The organism is Shinella sp. JR1-6, from assembly GCF_004284735.1.
Taxonomy (GTDB): Bacteria; Pseudomonadota; Alphaproteobacteria; order Rhizobiales; family Rhizobiaceae; genus Shinella.
Genome location: NZ_SHMI01000006.1, coordinates 37,147 through 54,655 on the forward strand (window position 1 = coordinate 37,147; position 17,509 = coordinate 54,655).

General features: G+C 63.1%; 15 protein-coding genes. 5 read left to right on the plus strand and 10 right to left on the minus strand.

Annotated features, from left to right (window positions below; all coding sequences use genetic code 11):
• Positions 1–4 precede the first annotated feature (4 nt).
• From EXZ48_RS12495 to EXZ48_RS12515, 5 genes are all read right to left on the minus strand, one after another.
• Positions 5–823 (minus strand): ABC transporter permease subunit, encoded by an 819-nt coding sequence (locus EXZ48_RS12495; RefSeq protein ID WP_024270957.1) that lies wholly within the window; start codon positions 821–823, stop codon positions 5–7.
• 4 nt (positions 824–827) lie between these two features.
• Complete coding sequence (locus EXZ48_RS12500) at positions 828–1,739, minus strand: ABC transporter permease subunit (RefSeq protein ID WP_024270956.1); 912 nt, start codon at positions 1,737–1,739, stop codon at positions 828–830.
• A gap of 4 nt (positions 1,740–1,743) precedes the next feature.
• On the minus strand, positions 1,744–2,886 hold the full coding sequence (locus EXZ48_RS12505; RefSeq protein ID WP_130516264.1) for an ABC transporter ATP-binding protein: 1,143 nt from the start codon (positions 2,884–2,886) through the stop codon (positions 1,744–1,746).
• A gap of 81 nt (positions 2,887–2,967) precedes the next feature.
• Complete coding sequence (locus EXZ48_RS12510; protein ID WP_197032927.1) at positions 2,968–4,077, minus strand: polyamine ABC transporter substrate-binding protein; 1,110 nt, start codon at positions 4,075–4,077, stop codon at positions 2,968–2,970.
• Between the two features lie 169 nt (positions 4,078–4,246).
• Positions 4,247–5,662: a short-chain fatty acyl-CoA regulator family protein gene (locus EXZ48_RS12515; RefSeq protein ID WP_024270953.1), complete on the minus strand. Its 1,416-nt coding sequence runs from the start codon at positions 5,660–5,662 to the stop codon at positions 4,247–4,249.
• A 219-nt stretch (positions 5,663–5,881) separates the two neighbouring features.
• Between EXZ48_RS12515 and aceA the strand changes: the two genes are divergently transcribed.
• A complete protein-coding gene (gene aceA / locus EXZ48_RS12520; protein ID WP_023516666.1) occupies positions 5,882–7,171 on the plus strand; it encodes an isocitrate lyase in 1,290 nt (429 codons plus the stop codon).
• Positions 7,172–7,268: 97 nt separating this feature from the next.
• Complete coding sequence (locus tag EXZ48_RS12525) at positions 7,269–7,508, plus strand: hypothetical protein (RefSeq protein ID WP_023516665.1); 240 nt, start codon at positions 7,269–7,271, stop codon at positions 7,506–7,508.
• Between the two features lie 72 nt (positions 7,509–7,580).
• Here EXZ48_RS12525 and EXZ48_RS12530 read toward each other — a convergent pair whose 3' ends face one another.
• From EXZ48_RS12530 to EXZ48_RS12545, 5 genes are all read right to left on the minus strand, one after another.
• Entirely contained in the window at positions 7,581–7,967 is a 387-nt protein-coding gene (locus tag EXZ48_RS12530) for a VOC family protein (protein ID WP_023516664.1), read from the minus strand.
• A gap of 24 nt (positions 7,968–7,991) precedes the next feature.
• Positions 7,992–8,606, minus strand: a complete 615-nt coding sequence (locus tag EXZ48_RS12535) for an RNA polymerase sigma factor (protein ID WP_050745430.1) — start codon at positions 8,604–8,606, stop codon at positions 7,992–7,994.
• 97 nt (positions 8,607–8,703) lie between these two features.
• On the minus strand, positions 8,704–11,226 hold the full coding sequence (locus tag EXZ48_RS12540) for a methyl-accepting chemotaxis protein (protein WP_130516266.1): 2,523 nt from the start codon (positions 11,224–11,226) through the stop codon (positions 8,704–8,706).
• Between the two features lie 239 nt (positions 11,227–11,465).
• Positions 11,466–11,606, minus strand: coding sequence for a hypothetical protein (locus EXZ48_RS34860; protein WP_165909348.1), 141 nt, complete (start codon positions 11,604–11,606; stop codon positions 11,466–11,468).
• Between the two features lie 159 nt (positions 11,607–11,765).
• The gene (locus EXZ48_RS12545) at positions 11,766–12,947 is read right to left on the minus strand and encodes an NAD(P)/FAD-dependent oxidoreductase (RefSeq protein WP_130516268.1); all 1,182 of its coding nucleotides are present in this window, start codon (positions 12,945–12,947) and stop codon (positions 11,766–11,768) included.
• Between the two features lie 169 nt (positions 12,948–13,116).
• Between EXZ48_RS12545 and EXZ48_RS12550 the strand changes: the two genes are divergently transcribed.
• The 3 genes from EXZ48_RS12550 to zwf all read left to right on the plus strand — a co-directional run bounded on the left by EXZ48_RS12550 (position 13,117) and on the right by zwf (position 17,506).
• Complete coding sequence (locus EXZ48_RS12550) at positions 13,117–14,556, plus strand: glutamine synthetase family protein (RefSeq protein WP_024270950.1); 1,440 nt, start codon at positions 13,117–13,119, stop codon at positions 14,554–14,556.
• Positions 14,557–14,653: 97 nt separating this feature from the next.
• Entirely contained in the window at positions 14,654–15,937 is a 1,284-nt protein-coding gene (locus EXZ48_RS12555; protein ID WP_130516270.1) for an FAD-binding oxidoreductase, read from the plus strand.
• A 96-nt stretch (positions 15,938–16,033) separates the two neighbouring features.
• Positions 16,034–17,506 carry a glucose-6-phosphate dehydrogenase gene (zwf, locus tag EXZ48_RS12560; RefSeq protein WP_023511849.1) on the plus strand — a complete coding sequence of 491 codons (1,473 nt, stop codon included), beginning with the start codon at positions 16,034–16,036 and terminating at the stop codon, positions 17,504–17,506.
• Positions 17,507–17,509: the final 3 nt, after the last annotated feature.

Genomic DNA, 17,509 nt, shown 5'->3' on the forward strand with positions numbered 1-17,509 from the left:
AGCCTCAGCGGCCGGCGAAGGCCGCCTGTTCGTCGCGCAGGCGCTGCACCTCGCGCCGCTTCGTCATGATCGACGCGATGACGACACCGATGGCGACAAGGCCGATGAGCAGCGTACACGCCGCGTTGATCTCCGGCGTCACGCCGAGGCGTACCTGGCTGTAGATCTTCATCGGCAAGGTCGTCGCCCCCGGACCGGAGGTGAAGCTGGAAATGACGAGGTCGTCGAGCGACAACGTGAGGGCCAGCATCCAGCCGGACAACACGGCAGGCGCAATGATCGGCAACGTCACCTCGAGGAAGGTTTTCACAGGAGTGGCGCCAAGATCCATCGCTGCCTCCTCGACCGAACGATCGAAGGAGAGCAGGCGCGACTGGACCACGACGGTGACGAAACACATCGAGAAGGTGATGTGCGCCAGCGTCACCGTGACGAAGCCGCGATCAAAGCCGATGGCAACGAAAAGCAGGAGCAGCGAGAGGCCGGTGATGACCTCGGGCATGACGAGCGGTGCGTAGACCATGCCGGAGAACAGCAGCCGGCCGCGGAAGCGCGTATAGCGCGTCAGCGCCAGCGCTGCCATGGTGCCGAGAGCGGTCGCGACGGTCGCCGAGAGCAACGCCACGCGAATCGTCACCCAGGCGGCATCCATCAGGCCCTGGTTGTTGAAGAGCGAGACGTACCACTTCGTCGAAAAACCGGCCCAGACGGTGACCAGCTTCGATTCGTTGAACGAGAAGACGACCAGAAGCACGATCGGCAGATAGAGGAAGGAAAAGCCGAGAACGACCGAGGCGATGTTGAAACGGGACCAGGTGTTCATGGGTTTACCTCCCCTGCTCTTCGGCTTTCGCCTGCGCATTCTGGAAGAACACGATCGGCACGACCAGGATCAGCAACAGGATGGTGGCGACGGCGGCCGAGACCGGCCAGTCGCGGTTCGCGTTGAACTCGTTCCACAGCGTCTTGCCGATCATCAGCGTCTGCGATCCGCCGAGCAGATCTGGAATGACGAATTCGCCAACGGCCGGAATGAAGACGAGCATGCAGCCCGCCACGACACCCGGAATGGAGAGCGGGAAGGTTATCTTCCAGAAGGCCGACATCTGCGGGCAGCCAAGGTCCTGCGCCGCCTCGATCAACGTGTTGTCCATCTTCTCCAGCGCCGAATAGAGCGGCAGCACCATGAACGGCAGGTAGGAATAGACGATGCCGATATAGATCGCCCAGTTGGTGCCGATGATGATCAGCGGCTCGTCGATGATACCGGTGCCCATCAGAAACTGGTTGAGCAGGCCTTCCGGCTTCAGGATGGCGATCCAGGCATAGACGCGGATCAGGAAGCTCGTCCAGAACGGCAGGATGACGAGCATCAGCAGCGTGGGCCTGAGCGTGCGCGGCGCCTGCGCCATGCCATAGGCGATCGGATAGCCGATCAGAAGCGTGATGAAAGTGGAAACCCCGGCGATCCAGAGGCTCGACAGATAGGCGTTCAGATAGAGCGCATCCTCCGTCAGCCAGACGTAGTTGTCGAAGCTGAACTGTCCGATCTTCGCAAGGATGCCGGAAAGCCCGTCCGCCAGCGCAAAAGCCGGCTCATAGGGCGGCTGCGCGATCGCGGTGGTCGACAGCGAGATGCGGAAGACGATGAAGAAGGGAATGAGGAAGAAGAACAGCAGCCAGGCATAGGGAATGAGGATGACAAGGCGGCTGAAGATGGCGGAGCCGAGCTTGGTCATCAGGTCAATCCTTCAGCACGACGCCGGCCGTTTCGCCGAAGGAGACCCAGACCTTCTCGTCATAGGCGATCGGATCCTCAACTTCGCGCTGGGCATTCAGCATGGAGGCCTTCACGACCTTGCCGCTGTCGAGCTTGACGTAGAAGACGGTCATGTCACCGAGATAGCCGATATCCCAGATCTCGCCCGGGGCCGCATTGACGGAAGCGTCGGCAGGGGCGGCCCGCGTCACCTTCATCTTTTCCGGCCGGATGGCAAAGCCCGCGGCAGCGCCCGGCGCAGGGCCGTTTCCCGTCACCGTGCGGATGGTGAAACCCTCGTTGACGGCAAGCTCGATCTTGCCGTTGCCATTGGCCGAAACCTTGCCATCCAGGATGTTCACGTCACCGATGAAGTCGGCGACGAAGCGGGAGTTCGGGGCTTCGTAGATTTCCGCGGGTGTCGCCACCTGGATGACCTTGCCGTGGCTCATGACGGCGATGCGGTCGGCCATGGTCATCGCCTCCTCCTGGTCGTGCGTGACGACCACGAAGGTGAGACCGAGCTCCTGCTGCAGGTCCATCAGTTCGAACTGCGTTTCCTCGCGCAGCTTCTTGTCGAGCGCGCCAAGCGGCTCGTCGAGCAGCAGCACCTTGGGGCGCTTGGCGAGCGAGCGGGCGAGCGCCACGCGCTGGCGCTGGCCGCCGGAAAGCTGGTGCGGCTTGCGCTTGGCAAATTTCTCGAGCTTCACCAGCTTCAGCATCTGGGCGACGCGCTCGGCGATCTCGTTCTTCGGCATGCCGTCCTGGCGAAGGCCGAAGCCGATATTGCTCTCGACCGTCATGTGCGGGAAGAGCGCATAGGACTGGAACATCATGTTGACCGGCCGCTTGTACGGCGGGATGTTGGCAATGTCCTGGCCATCAAGGATGATTTCACCCGAAGTCGGCCGCTCGAAGCCGGCGAGCATGCGCAAAAGCGTGGACTTGCCGCAGCCGGACGCCCCGAGAAGGGCGAAGAATTCGCGGTGATAGATGTTGAGGGTGAGATCATCGACGGCAGTGAAATCGCCGAACCTCTTCGTGACATTGCGGAACGTGATGAATGGTTTTGCGTCCGGATCCGTCCAAGGTGCGAAGGAACGACGGATATTGCCGAGAGATTTCATTGCCTGTCCCCATCTCTTATTTTCTGGCGGCATAAATGAAATTGCCCGGAAGAGGCTTCCGGGCAATTCGTTCCGGACCGGTTATTGACCGGTCACGATCTTGGTCCAGGTCCGTGTGAACAGGCGCTGCGTCTTTGCGTCCAGCGTCGTGTTGGTGAAGAGCTTGGCCAGCGTCGCATCGTCAGGATAGATCGTCGCGTCTTCCAGGATCTCCTTCGGCATGACGGCCTGTGCCGCCTTGTTGCCGTTGGCATAGTGGATGTAGGTCGAAGCCTTCGCGATCACGTCCGGGCGCATGATGTAGTCGAGGAAGGCATGCGCCTCGTCGACATGCGGCGCATCGTTGGGGATCGCCATCTGGTCGAACCACATCTGCGTGCCTTCCTTCGGGATCGTGTAACCGACCTCGACGCCGTTGCCGGCTTCCTCCGCACGGTCGCGGCCCTGGAAGATATCACCCGACCAGCCGACGGCGATGCAGATGTCGCCATTCGCAAGACCGTTGATGAATTCGGACGAATGGAACTTGCGCACGAAGGGGCGGATCTTCATCAGCGCTTCTTCGGCCTTGGCAATGTCGGCCGGGTCATGGCTATCGGGATTGAGGCCGAGATAGGCAAGCGTGACGGGAATGATGTCGGTCGGCGAATCCAGGAGATTGATACCGCAATCCTTCAGCTTCTCGGCGTTGGCCGGGTCGAAGATCGCGCTCCAGCTATCGATCGTGTCCGTGCCGAGGGCTTCCTTGATCTTGGCCTTGTTATAGCCGATGCCGATCGTGCCCCACATGTAGTTGATCGAATATTCGTTGCCCGGATCGAACGGCTGCATGCGGGTGGCGACCATATCCCACATGTTCTTGAGGTTCGGCAGCTTGGACTTGTCGAGCTTCTGGTAGACGCCGGCCGAAATCTGGCGTTGCAGGAAGGTGTTGGTCGGCACCACCACATCGTAGCCCGTGCCGCCGGCAAGCAGCTTCGTCTCGAGGATCTCGTTCGAGTCATAGACGTCGTAGACGACCTTGATGCCGGTTTCCTTGGTGAAATCGTCGATGATCGAGGAATCGATATAGTCCGACCAGTTGTAGACGTTAACGACTTTTTCCTGCGCGAGCGCACCGCCCGCGCCAAACAGCGCAAGCGTGGCGGCAGTCGCCAAAAGAGTACGTTTTATCATTGATTTTTCTCCCAGTTTTTCTCTCGGACCTATGAGTTCGTATGAAGAACAGTCACCGATTATGGATGTTTTTCAAGAGGCGACAAGCGGCATTCTACTCAAACACAGGGCGAATTTTGATATCACATTGTTCCCATTCCTATCAGATTTGAAGCCCTAACGGCGGCGGAAATCAAGCAAAAAGTCACTGGAAGTCGAAAAGGCTGAGGCCAGCGACCATTTCGTCAAGGCCGAGAGGCCGCGTGACGGGCGGTTCGGCGCGGGCAAGACAGCCCTGCCGCTCGCAGAGCCGGCAGGCCGTTCCGACCGCCACCGCGCCCTCCCGCCGCACCGCTTCGCCGTAGACGGTATCCTCCGCATGGGCGGCATCGCAGCCGATCAACAGCGCGGTCCGGCGCACCCGCTCGGCAAAAACGCCCTGCGGCCCTTCCAGCGTGCGCGAGATGGCGAGGAAGGCGGCACCGTCAGGCATTTCCACCCGGTCGACGAGGATCTGCCCGGGCTGCGAGAAAGCGGAGTGAACGCCGAGCTTGGGACAGCTTCCGCCGAAGCGCGCCTGCGGAAAGCCCTGCGCGCCCGCCCGACGAAAGCGGTTGCCGGCATTGTCGATCTCCAGCATGAAGAAAGGCACACCCGCCCTGCCGGGCCTTTGCAGCATGGTCAGCCGGTTTGCCGCCTGCTCGTAGGAAACCCCGAAGCGCGAGCGCAGCACGTCGATGTCGTAGCGCACGCGCTGGGCCGTCGAATGGAAGGTCTCGTAGGGCATCATCAGCGCGTGGGCAGCGTAGCGCGCCAGCTCGAAACGGGCGATGCGCTTCGCCTCCGCCGTCGAGAAGGCGAGCTGGTCGAGTTCGGCGAAGATCTCGTCCTGAAGGGCGAGCTGCACCGTTTCCATGGCGATCTCGCGCAGCTGGTCGAAGGGCGACAGGCGCTCCGACAGGAAAAGCCGCATGGAATGTCGGTCGAAGCGACGGCGCAGGTTCGGCATGGTGTGGACGGGCAGAAGCCGCACGACGACGCCGTGCTCCTTGCGCAGCCAGCCTTTCAGGGCGGCGGCCAGGTCGTCGCCGGGCGCCAGCGCCGCATGAAACCGCTCCGCCGCCTCGTCGATGGCGCCGAAATAGTTAGGGCGCCCCTCCAGCTTGTCGCGCACCTCGTCCATCGGCAGCAGCGCACCCGACAGCGTCGTCGCATGGCCCTCGCGGGCCAGAAGATCGGCAAGGTCGGTGAGACGCGCAGCCTGTTCGCGATAGGCACGGTAAAGCTTCAGGATGCCACTTGCCACGTTAGGCGCCGCTTCGGCGATTTCCACCAGCTCTTGATCGCCGGGCAACTCTCCCGAAAGCAGCGGATCGGCGAAGACCTCGCGCAGCTGGCGCGCATTGCCAGCGCTTTCGCCCTGCAGCTCATCGAGATCCACCTTGTAGACGGAGGCGAGGCGCAAAAGCAGCTGGACCGTCAGCGGCCGCTGGTTGCGCTCGATGAGGTTGAGATAGGACGGCGAGATCGACAACCCCTCGGCCATTGCCGTCTGGGTAAGGCCGAGCGTGTTGCGAATGCGCCGGACTTTCGGGCCGGCAAAGATCTTGTTCTCCGCCATGTGTCAAATCCTTTACACCGATGCCACCACCGGAAGATTTACAATTTTTACTTTTTTACAGAGCACCTTTGTCAAAGACAAGACATCATTACCCGATTGCATCGCTGATTTTCCGGTTTTCTCTCGCCCTATTGTGCGCTGCGATGTAAATACTGTCACATGAAATCGGGCAACGAAGAAAGCCAAGCCCGATCCCGAGACATCGTACCGGAGGATATTATGACCGATTTTTACAATCTCGTCCCGAGCGCACCGAAGGGCCGGTTCGACGGCATCGAGCGCCCCTATACGGCCGAGACGGTCGAGAAGCTGCGCGGCTCCGTCCAGATCCGCCACACGCTGGCTGAGAACGGTGCGAACCGCCTGTGGAAGCTCATCCACGAGGAAGATTTCGTCAATGCGCTCGGTGCCCTCTCGGGCAACCAGGCCATGCAGATGGTCCGCGCCGGCCTGAAGGCGATCTACCTCTCCGGCTGGCAGGTCGCCGCCGATGCCAATACGGCCTCCGCCATGTACCCCGACCAGTCGCTCTACCCGGCCAATGCCGCACCGGAGCTCGCCAAGCGCATCAACCGCACGCTGCAGCGGGCCGATCAGATCGAAACGGCAGAAGGCAACGGCCTTTCGGTCGACACCTGGTTCGCCCCGATCGTCGCTGATGCGGAAGCCGGTTTCGGCGGCCCGCTCAATGCCTTCGAGATCATGAAGGCCTTCATCGAGGCCGGCGTTGCCGGCGTCCACTTCGAAGACCAGCTCGCCTCTGAAAAGAAGTGCGGCCATCTCGGTGGCAAGGTCCTGATCCCGACGGCAGCCCATATCCGCAACCTCGACGCCGCGCGCCTTGCCGCCGACGTCATGGGCACCTCGACGCTGGTCGTCGCCCGCACCGATGCGGAGGCCGCCAAGCTTCTCACCTCCGATATCGATGAGCGTGACCAGCCCTTCGTCGACAGGGACAAGGGTCGCACGGTCGAAGGCTTCTACCAGGTCAAGAACGGCATCGAGCCGTGCATCGCCCGCGCCATCGCCTATGCGCCGCATTGCGACCTGATCTGGATGGAGACCGGCAAGCCGGACCTAGAACAGGCCCGCAAATTCGCGGAAGCCGTGCACAAGGCGCATCCGGGCAAGCTGCTCGCCTACAATTGCTCGCCCTCGTTCAACTGGAAGAAGAACCTGGACGACGCGACGATCGCCAAGTTCCAGCGCGAGCTGGGTGCGATGGGCTACAAGTTCCAGTTCATCACGCTCGCCGGCTTCCACCAGCTGAACTACGGCATGTTCGAGCTCGCCCGCGGCTACAAGGACCGCCAGATGGCAGCCTATTCCGAGCTGCAGGAAGCGGAATTCGCCGCCGAGATCAACGGCTACACCGCCACCAAGCACCAGCGCGAAGTCGGCACCGGCTACTTCGACGCCGTCTCGATGGCCATTACCGGCGGCCAGTCCTCGACGACCGCCATGCATGAATCGACCGAGCACGAGCAGTTCCGCCCGGCCGCCGAGTAACCCGACCCGTCAACCTTTCAAGAACCCCAACAGAGCCGCATTCCTGCGACGGCAGGCGTACCACCTGCCTGCAAATGCTCAAAAGAGGAGAAATGCCATGACAGTCCAGACCCGAGTCAAGGAACGCGCGGAAGAACAGGCCTCCGCCATGACCCCCGACCAGCAGGCCATGATCCGCATGGTCGCCAACGACCTGCACCGCCTCAACCAGTCCGTCATGAAGGCGGTCGAGGCCGGCGTTTCGGTGGAGCTGGTCCGCTCCGCCCGCCATCATGGCGGCGAGGGCAACTGGGGCGACCTCCTGATCCCCGTGATCGTCACGCAGGGTCGCGGCTGACAGGCACCATCCAGTCGAAGCAAGATCCCCGGCGCTCCCTGCGCGCCGGGGATTTTCGTTTGAGGCCGGCCCTTAGGTCAGAGCTCTCGGCACCTCAGCCGACTGATAGAACGACACGATCTGGCCATCCGGATCGCGAAAGTCGGCGAACCAGCCGCCCGGCGCGTGCGAGACCGGCGTGACGATCTCGACGCCGGCCGCGGCCAGCCGCTCGATCACCGTATCGATGCCGCCATCGGCAAGACCGAAGACCACATTGGGCGTGTTGCCGGGTTGCGGATCGCCCTTGAAGACCATGAGATCCACCTCCGTGCCGATCTTCGTCATCAGGAAGGCGCCGGCATCCTCGTCCTCGTGGCGCTCGAATTCGATGCCGAGATACTCCCTGTAGAACCTTCGCGTGCGCTCGATATCGGCGACGTTGAAGATGATGGTGACGCCGTTGAAGTTTATCGTCATGCAAGCCTCCTGTTGTTGCGCCGGCTAGTTGCCGTCACCGTGCGAAACGTGATCGCGCCTCGAAAAGAAAATGGGAATGCCATCAGGATCGCGGATGGCGAAAGCGCGCGGGGCATGCGGCTTGAGGGCCTGCTTCAACGATCGCCGCGCAGGGCCGCCGGCCGAAAGCAGTGCAAACCCGTCCAGTGAAGCCGCCTCGCCACCGAAAGCGTCGAACGCGCTGCGCAGCCCGCTGAGACGCTGGCGGAAGGCCATGTCGCTTACTCCAAGCAGGTGTGTGATCTCGGCACGGCCGAGGCCGAGATTGACGAGAAGCGCCAGAACGCGCTGGGCGGGCGGCAAAGATGCCATGAAGACCGCCGCGAACAGGGGCGCAGGATCGGGCATGTCCTGCGGCGCTTCGAAAGCGGCTTCACGGACCCGTCGCCGCACGGCCGTCCTCGCGGTGAAGCGGGCGTGGTTGCGGATCGCACCCTTTGCCCAGGCCACGAATCCCGGATCCGTGATGCGCCGGCCGGCAGCGAGCGCCGACAGCAGGACGTCCTGCATCAGGTCGTCCGCCTCGTGCGCGACGCGGCTGTGGCGCCGGGCGCATTGCCGCAATGCGGCCAGGATCGTGCGGTGGGTCATGCCGGCCATGGGATCACAGGGCGCAGGGTTGGGCAACCTTGCCGGACGGAAGCAGCGAGGCTTCTGGCGGGCGCGGCTGCACGCCACGCCCGCGGGATGCACACCATCAGGCGGCGCGGTACATCGTCTGCTCGTCCGCCTCCAGGCGGAACTGCTCGACCAGCATCATCAGCGTATCGGCCTCATTTGCCAGCTTGCGGCTCGCCGCGGTGGTGATATCGACCATCGAGGCGTTCTGCTGGGTCATCTGGTCCATCTGGTTGACGGAGCCGTTGACCTCCTGCAGCGCTGCCGCCTGGTCGCGGCTTGCCGTCGCCATCATGTCCACATGCTGGCTGACCGTGACGATCTGCTGGCTGATCGCGGCGAGCACTGCGCCCGTTTCCTGCACGAGATGCGAGCCGGCGCTGACCTCGCTCGTCGATTTCTCGATGAGGCCCTTGATCTCGCGCGCAGCACTGGCCGAACGCTGGGCGAGCTCGCGCACCTCCTGTGCGACGACGGCAAAACCCTTGCCGGCTTCGCCCGCACGGGCGGCTTCGATGCCGGCGTTGAGGGCAAGCAGGTTAGTCTGGAAGGCGATGTCGTCGATCACCTCGATGATCTGCTCGATCTGGCGCGACGCCCCCTCGATACGGCCCATGGCGGCAATCGCATTGCTGACGACGGCGGCAGAGCTGTCGGCGCTGCGCTTGGTCGTGCCGACGACGATGTTCGCCTCATGCGCCCGCTCGGCGGAGGAGCGTACGGTCGCCGTGATCTGCTCGACGGCCGCGGCGGTTTCTTCCAGCGAGGAGGCCTGGGATTCGGTGCGCTTGGCCAGCGCATCGCCCGACTGCAGCATCTCCGCGCCGCTGCGCTGGATGGACAGCGCATTGTTGCGGATCTGGCCGAGCGTATCCTGAAGGCGCGTCAGCGAGACGTTGAAGTCCTGGCGCAACTGCTCCAGACGGCCGGAGAACGGCGTGTCGATCTGGCGCGACAGATCGCCCTGCGCGAGGCGCTCGAGACCGGCGGCCAGCGCGCTGACCGCAAAGTCGATCTCGCGGTCGAACGCCTGCTTTTCGACATCGTTGCGGGTGCGTTCGGCCTCCGCGGCCTTGCGCTGCTCTTCGCTTTCGGCCTCAACGCGGATCTTCGAGAGGGCGTTCTCCTTGAAGACGCCGAGAGCACGGGCCATGTCGCCGATCTCGTCGGCGCGGCCTTCGCCGGAAATACCCGTGTCGAGGAAACCGTCCGCCAGGCGGCGCATGGCGCCGGTGATCTGGCTGATCGGGCCCTTCAGCGTCAGCACGAGGGCGATGCCGGCAAGAACGGCGATCGCAGCGCCCGCGACGGTCGCGAGGATCGAAACCTGGTTGGCCTTTTCACGCTCGGTGCCGGCGCTGGTCTTCTGTTCCTCGGCAAACTGGCTGAGGAGATTCCAGATCGTATCGATGGACTGGCCTGCGGCCTCGAAATCGGCGGCGCGCTCGGTGCTGATCTTCACCAGTGCGGCGCTGTCCGCATCGATGCGGTCGAGCACCGGACGCAGCGCGTCGTCAACGGCGTCGAAGAAGGGAAGATCGCTCGCGCTGCCGCTGAGCGCCTTTATGTCGATGCGCAGGATAGACAGGTTGCCGAGCAGCTTGACGCGGTTCTGCTCCGACGTCTGGCCGAGGAAGCGCGCGGCGGCGACCTCGATGTCGTCGATCGAAGACACCAGCTTGCGCGTGGCCGACAGCACCGCCTCGGACTTGATGATCGGCGCGTCGAGTTCGCTGAAGATGCGGGTTGCTTCACGCATCTTTTCCGATGCGGCGCCCTGGAGCTGGATGGTGACCTGACGGAAGCGGTTCACCCGGCGTGCGATTTCCGGCACGGTGACGCTCGCCGGATCCGACGAGGACAGGAAACCGCCGAGTTCGTCGATCGTGTTGCGGATGGTGATGGATACGACCTTCTGGTTCTTCGGCAGGATCATCGCGATCGAACGTTCGGTCTTCGAAATGAAGGGATAGCGCTCCTTGATGACCTTCAGCTGGTCCTCCGGCGTTGCGCCGCGGCTGAACTCCGACAGAAGATCACCGAAGAACTTGCTGGCATTGGTCAGGCGCTCGGCCTCGCGCAGCATGCTCTTTGCGGAATTTTCGTTCTGGCGCACGGTGCGCTGCAGCTTCGTCGCCTCGTCGAGGATCTTCACCTGCTCGCTGGAGAGATAGTTGAGGTTCTTGGCCATGGTCTCGTGCAGGCCGTTCTCGTTGACATAGAGCGACCACAGCCCGTCCATGCGGGCCTCGATATCCTTCGTCTGGGCCTGCGCATCCACCAGCTTGGACTTGTCGGCATCGGGCGCGAGGCCATCCATCGTCGCCTGGAGAACCGCGTCCTGCGCGGTCAGGCGCTGGTGCACGGCGTCGCGGTTTTCTTCGCTGGTGTTCTGCAGGAACCGGTTCATGCCGGCATAGACATCCTTGAAGCCGCTCAGCGACTGGAGGACGCTGTTGGAAATCTCCATGCGGCCCTGCAGCAGGCCGGAGGCATAGAGCCCGGTGAAGCCCACGGCGCAGATGCTGAGCACGAAAGGCAGGATGAAGACCAGGACCTTGGTCTGGATCTTGAAGCGGGCGAGAATCTTATCAATGAACATGGCGGAACATCCGTTGTCGGCGTGCTCCACCCCTGCCCCTTTTTGAGGCCTCCCCAGGATTCGGACGCCGGATTACCGACTTCATGCGGCCGCAATGCCGCGTATCCGGGGGAGCAGTCATTGCCAGCCGTGTCGACATCCGTCATGGGGACGCGGCATCCGGAACCCTATGCGGCGGATGATCGGCGGCAATCTTTAAAATTCCATCACTATTTAAACCGATTTATGACAGGTGCCTGTCAGAACGCGGCAATAGCGAGGGCGATGACAAGGCTCGCGGCAAGCGAGCAATGGATGCCAATCGCAACGAGGCGCCGGCGGCTTTCCTCGGCGGTAGCGGCAATCGCGATGGCACGGGCGGGGCGGCGTCTTGCAGGCATGCGGCGATACTCCGTTACGCGGATACAGACACCCGGATGATCCGGCCAGCCGGCCCACATCATGTTGCCTCCGCCTTCACGAGGGAAGGTTGGAAACGCCGACATAGCGAGAGCATCCGCCCCGAGGTCTTAAAAGACGGTAAAGACCGTATCGCGAGGTCAGGCGTGCCCGCCCGCGGCATGGCCCGATGCCCAGGCCCACTGGAAATTGTAGCCGCCGAGCCAGCCCGTCACATCCACCGCCTCGCCGACGAAATAGAGCCCCGACACCGCCTTCGCGGCCATGCTGCGGGAATCAAGAAAAGCCGTATCGACACCACCGAGTGTGACCTCCGCGGTCCGGTAGCCTTCCGAACCGGGCGGGCGCAGGCGCCAGTCCCTCAGACGCTGAAGAAGCGCATCGATGCGGCGCCCCGGCTGTTCGGCGAGCGGCCCGTCGATGCCAAGCTCGGTGACGAGAAGCTGGGCAAGCTTCTTCGGCATGTGCTCGGCAAGAACGGTCTGCACCGCCTGCCGGCCGTTTTCCCGTCGCGCTGCGGCGATCACCGTCGCAAAATCCACATCGGGGCAGAGGGTGAGCGCAATCTCCTCCCCTTCCCGCCAATAGGACGAGATCTGCAGGATCGCCGGGCCACTGAGCCCGCGATGGGTGAAGAGCGCCGCCTCGCGGAATTCCGTCTTGCCGTGGCGGGCGACGACATCGACCGCCACGCCCGGCAGGCCTTCATGGGCAGCAAGTGTCGCGGGATCGAGCGTCAGGGGCACGAGGCCGGCGCGGGTTTCGGTAACCGCAAGGCCGAACTGTTCGGCAACGCGGTAGGCAAAGCCGGTCGCGCCCATCTTTGGGATCGACTTGCCGCCCGTGGCGATGACCAGCGAGGACGCTTCGACCGTTCCATGCTCTGTCCCCACGCGGAAGGATTGACCGTCATGCTCGATGGCGCTGATCGGCATCGACAGCCTCAACTCTGCACCCGCCGCCTTCATCTCGGCAAGCAGCATGGCGATGATGTCCTTCGCCGAACTGTCGCAGAAGAGCTGGCCCAGCGTCTTTTCGTGCCAGGGGATGCGGTGGCGCTCGACGAGATCGAGGAAATCACGCGGCGTATAGCGGGCAAGCGCCGACTTGCAGAAATGCGGATTGGCCGAAAGGAAGTTCTTCGGTCCCGCATGGATATTGGTGAAGTTGCAGCGTCCGCCGCCGGAGATGCGGATCTTCTCGCCCGGCGCACGGGCGTGGTCGATGACGAGCGCGCGGCGCCCGCGCCTGCCCGCCTCGATGGCGCACATCATGCCCGCCGCGCCTGCCCCGATGATGACGACGTCCCGCCGTTCTGCCACGTGTGCGATCCTTGTTTGCCTCTCCTTTCCGCTATCGCGACCGAAAGTCAATCGGGACGGGAAAAACAGATTTTCTTGAAGAATTCGCGTTTTCTACCCCCCGGGGGGAGCTAGCCAAGCAATAAACTCCGTCTATGATGGCATCATCATCAACCAAACCCGGTGTCTCATGCCGTCCAAAAAGAAAGTCGTTATCCCTACAATCGAAAAAGCTGCACGCTCTACCAAAATCCCTCCCGCCATCAGCGTGCCGCGCGGGGTAAAGACCTGGAAGGACGCCGCAGACTGGCTTCGCGCCCGCGGCATCGAAGACATCGAATGCATCACGCCCGACCTCGCGGGGGTTCCGCGCGGCAAGATGATGCCGTCGTCGAAGTTCACCTCGAACACATCGCTCGCCCTGCCTTCCGCCCTTTATCGCCACACGATTTCCGGCGACTATCCGGAGGAAACGGGCAATTTCCGCTATGAACCGCGCGACAGCGACCTGAAGCTGCTGCCGGATCTATCGACGTTGTCCGTCGTGCCGTGGGAGAGCGACCCGACCGCCCAGGTCATCTGCGACATCGTCGGCTCGACCGGCGAGAACGTGCCCTATACGCCGCGCAACGTCCTGAAGAACGTCGTGCAGATGTATCGCGACCGTGGCTGGAAGCCGGTCGTTGCGCCGGAGATCGAGTTCTACCTCGTCGCCGTCAACGACGACCCGGACTATCCGCTGCATCCGCCGAAAGGCCGGTCCGGCCGCGCCATCCAGGGTGGCCAGGGCTACTCCATCGCGGGGATCAACGAGTTCGACGAACTGATTGACGACATCTATCACTTCTCCGAACGACAGGGCCTCGAGATCGATACGCTGATCCACGAGGAAGGCCCCGCGCAGCTCGAAATCAACCTGCGCCACGGCGATCCGGTCGAGCTTGCCGACCAGGTGTTCCTGTTCAAGCGGACGATCCGCGAGGCGGCGCTGAAACACGGCATCTATGCCACCTTCATGGCCAAGCCCATGCAGGGACAGGCGGGTTCGGCCATGCATATCCACCAGTCTGTGGTGGAGATCGAAACGGGCAAGAACGTCTTCTCCAATCCGGACGGCTCGCCCTCGAAGGAATTCTTCCAGTTCATCGGCGGCATGCAGGCCTATGTGCCGAAGACGCTCGTCATGATGGCGCCCTATGTGAATTCCTACCGGCGCCTGACGCCCGACATGTCGGCACCTGTGAACAATGCCTGGGGTTACGACAACCGCACGACGGCGTTCCGCGTGCCGGTGTCGGATGCCGCCGCACGCCGCGTCGAAAACCGCCTGCCGGGTTCGGATGCCAATCCGTATCTCGCGCTGGCAGCTTCGCTCGGTTGCGGCCTGCTCGGCATCATGAACGAGCTGGAACCGACGGCGCCCACAGAAGACACCGCCAACGAAGGATCGATCGACCTGCCGCGCGGCCTGCTCGAGGCTGTATCGCTGCTCGAATCCGACCCGGCGCTGGCCGAGGTGCTGAGTGCGGAGTTCATCGGCCTCTATGCCGGCGTGAAGCGTGGGGAATTCGAGACCTTCATGCAGGTGATCAGCCCCTGGGAACGCGAGTTCCTGCTGCTCAACGTCTGAGCGGCCCCGGCGGTCCGGGCCGCCCGACAAGATCTGAGCCTGAGAGCGGCCGGCGCCCCGGCGCGCCGCCGCACCCTCTTGAACACGAGTGTGTGTAATGCCCTGGCAAAGCCCGATTTCTCCCGGCATCTCCTGGTATGAGACCAGTGTCGGCGAACGCCCCGAATATGCCCCCCTCGACGGCTCCGTCGATACCGACGTCGCCATTGTCGGCGGCGGCTTCACCGGCCTGCAGGCCGCCTACAATCTCGCGAAGAAGGGCGTGCGCGTCACGCTCATCGAGGCGCATCGCTTCGGCGACGGCGCGTCCGGCCGCAATGGCGGCCAGCTCGGCACCGGCCAGCGCGCCGAGGCGGAAAGCCTGGAAGCCGAACTCGGCTTCGAGCGCGCCAAGGCATTGTTCGACCTTGCGGAGAACGCGAAGCGCTACATCCACGATTTCGCCGAAAGCCAGACCCTCGATATCGACTATGTGCCCGGCCAGCTCAATGTCAGCCACAAGACAAGCTACGAGAAGGAATTCCGCGACCATATCGAGATCGCCGCGACCCGCTTCGGCTACAAGCACCTGAGCTACATGGACCGGGCGGAGACCGAGGAGCGCGTCGGCTCGAAGCGCTTCTTCTTCGGCCTGCGCGACACGGGCACGGGCCACATCCACCCCATGAAACTCCTCGTCGGCGTCGCCCGCGCGGCCAAGGCAGCCGGCGCAGACCTGCATGAAAAGACCCCCGCCCTGAAGATCGAACGGGCGGGCGGCAAGGCTGTCATCACCACCGCGCGGGGCACGATCCGCGCCGACAAGGCGCTGATTTGCTGCAATGCCTATATCGGCAATCTGGAACCGAAGACGGCCGCGCATGTCATGCCGATCCGTTCCTTCATCGGTGCGACCGTGCCACTCGACAAGTTCCCGTCGGTCATTCCCGGCGGTGAGGCGATCGCCGACACGCGTTTCGTCGTGCGCTATTTCCGCAAGACCCGCGACGGCCGCCTGCTTTTCGGCGGACGCGAGGCCTATTCGGAAAACCTCGACGACATGACGCCGCCCATCCGCAGGCAGATCGAGGAAGTCTATCCCGAACTGAAGGGTATAGAACTCACCCATGCCTGGGGCGGCTCCGTCGGCATCACCATGCCGCGCAAGCCCTATGTGCGCGAAGTCATGCCCGGCATCACCACGATCGGTGGCTATTCCGGCCATGGCGTCATGCTGTCGAACTATTGTGGCAAACTCTACGCCGAGGGGGTAACCGGCGGCAGCGCGGAACTCGACCAGCTGAAGGCCCTGAAAATCCCGGCCTTCCCCGGTGGTGCCCGGTTCCGCTCGCCGCTTCTGTTCCTCGCCATGACGTGGTACGCGCTACGCGACAAGCTCTGATCGAGTCGAAAGCACCGATTTTGTTGCGTTGCACGCTGGTGTTTTTAAATCGATTAGATTATAACACCCGGCAACAGAACGAGATCGAGATATCCGATGAGCAGCCAGATCATTCCCGTTGAGCCTTTCGACTATGTCGTCTTCGGCGGAACCGGCGATCTTGCGGAACGCAAGCTCCTTCCGGCCCTCTACCACCGGCAGCTCGCCGGCCAGCTTTCCGACCCGACGCGCATCATCGGCGCGTCGCGCACCGCCTATACGGATGCGGAGTACCGCAAGTTCGCCGTGGATGCGCTGAAGGAGCACCTGAAGCCCGGCGAATTCGACGAGGCCGAAGTCAAGACCTTCTGCGACCGGCTGTTCTATGTCGCCGTCGACGCCAAGTCCGACGGCGGCTGGGACAAGCTGAAGGAGCTTCTCGATGAGGGCAAGGAACGCGTGCGGGCCTTCTACCTCGCCGTCGCCCCCGCCATCTTCGGCGACATCTCGGAGAAGATCCGCGACCACAAGCTGATCACCAAGCAGACCCGCATCGTCGTCGAAAAGCCCATCGGACGCGACCTTGCCTCGGCCAACGAGCTGAACAACACGATCGGCAAGGTGTTCCGCGAAGAGCAGATCTTCCGCATCGATCACTATCTCGGCAAGGAGACGGTGCAGAACCTGATGGCGCTGCGCTTTGCCAACGCGCTCTACGAGCCGCTGTGGAACTCCGCCCATATCGACCATGTGCAGATCACCGTTGCGGAGGCCGTCGGCCTTGAAAGCCGCGCCGGCTACTACGACAAGGCCGGTGCGCTGCGCGACATGGTGCAGAACCACATTCTGCAGCTTCTCTGCCTCGTGGCCATGGAAGTGCCCTCCTCCATGGACGCGGAAGCCGTGCGCGACGAGAAGCTTAAAGTTCTGCGCGCCCTCAAGCCGATCGACCAGTACAATGTCGAGCGCCTCACCGTACGCGGCCAGTACCGCGCGGGCGCCTCGGCCGGCGGCCCGGTCAAGGGTTACCTCGAGGAGCTGGAAGGCGGCGTTTCCAACACGGAGACCTTCGTCGGCATCAAGGCCGAGATCGGCAACTGGCGCTGGGCGGGCGTGCCCTTCTACATCCGCACGGGCAAGCGGCTTGCCGCGCGCATGTCGGAAATCGTCATCACCTTCAAGCCGATCCCGCATTCGATCTTCGACCCCTCGGCCGGCCGCATCGAGGCGAACCAGCTGATCATCCGTCTTCAGCCGGACGAAGGCGTCAAGCAGTCGCTGATGATCAAGGACCCCGGCCCGGGCGGCATGCGCCTGCGCAACGTCTCGCTCGACATGAGCTTTGCCGAAGCCTTCGACGCCCGCAATGCCGACGCCTACGAGCGCCTGCTGCTCGACGTCATCAGGAACAACCAGACGCTCTTCATGCGGCGCGACGAAGTGGAAGCCGCATGGCGCTGGATCGACCCGATCCTGAAGGCCTGGGAAGCGACGGGCCAGCAGGCGCAGGGCTACACCGCCGGCACCTGGGGTCCGAGCCAGGCCATCGCCCTCATCGAGCGCGACGGCCGCACCTGGCACGAAACGTAAGGA

What these genes read in the sequence shown, in the direction of transcription:
- EXZ48_RS12540 (WP_130516266.1), bottom strand. Translation starts at nt 11,226, where the DNA reads ATGTTCATTGATAAGATTCTCGCCCGCTTCAAGATCCAGACCAAGGTC.
- EXZ48_RS12525 (WP_023516665.1), top strand. Translation starts at nt 7,269, where the DNA reads ATGACAGTCCAGACCCGAGTCAAGGAACGCGCGGAAGAACAGGCCTCC.
- EXZ48_RS12555 (WP_130516270.1), top strand. Translation starts at nt 14,654, where the DNA reads ATGCCCTGGCAAAGCCCGATTTCTCCCGGCATCTCCTGGTATGAGACC.
- EXZ48_RS12550 (WP_024270950.1), top strand. Translation starts at nt 13,117, where the DNA reads ATGCCGTCCAAAAAGAAAGTCGTTATCCCTACAATCGAAAAAGCTGCA.
- aceA (WP_023516666.1), top strand. Translation starts at nt 5,882, where the DNA reads ATGACCGATTTTTACAATCTCGTCCCGAGCGCACCGAAGGGCCGGTTC.
- EXZ48_RS12535 (WP_050745430.1), bottom strand. Translation starts at nt 8,606, where the DNA reads ATGGCCGGCATGACCCACCGCACGATCCTGGCCGCATTGCGGCAATGC.
- EXZ48_RS12500 (WP_024270956.1), bottom strand. Translation starts at nt 1,739, where the DNA reads ATGACCAAGCTCGGCTCCGCCATCTTCAGCCGCCTTGTCATCCTCATT.
- EXZ48_RS12505 (WP_130516264.1), bottom strand. Translation starts at nt 2,886, where the DNA reads ATGAAATCTCTCGGCAATATCCGTCGTTCCTTCGCACCTTGGACGGAT.
- EXZ48_RS12515 (WP_024270953.1), bottom strand. Translation starts at nt 5,662, where the DNA reads ATGGCGGAGAACAAGATCTTTGCCGGCCCGAAAGTCCGGCGCATTCGC.
- EXZ48_RS12530 (WP_023516664.1), bottom strand. Translation starts at nt 7,967, where the DNA reads ATGACGATAAACTTCAACGGCGTCACCATCATCTTCAACGTCGCCGAT.
- EXZ48_RS12495 (WP_024270957.1), bottom strand. Translation starts at nt 823, where the DNA reads ATGAACACCTGGTCCCGTTTCAACATCGCCTCGGTCGTTCTCGGCTTT.
- EXZ48_RS34860 (WP_165909348.1), bottom strand. Translation starts at nt 11,606, where the DNA reads ATGCCTGCAAGACGCCGCCCCGCCCGTGCCATCGCGATTGCCGCTACC.
- zwf (WP_023511849.1), top strand. Translation starts at nt 16,034, where the DNA reads ATGAGCAGCCAGATCATTCCCGTTGAGCCTTTCGACTATGTCGTCTTC.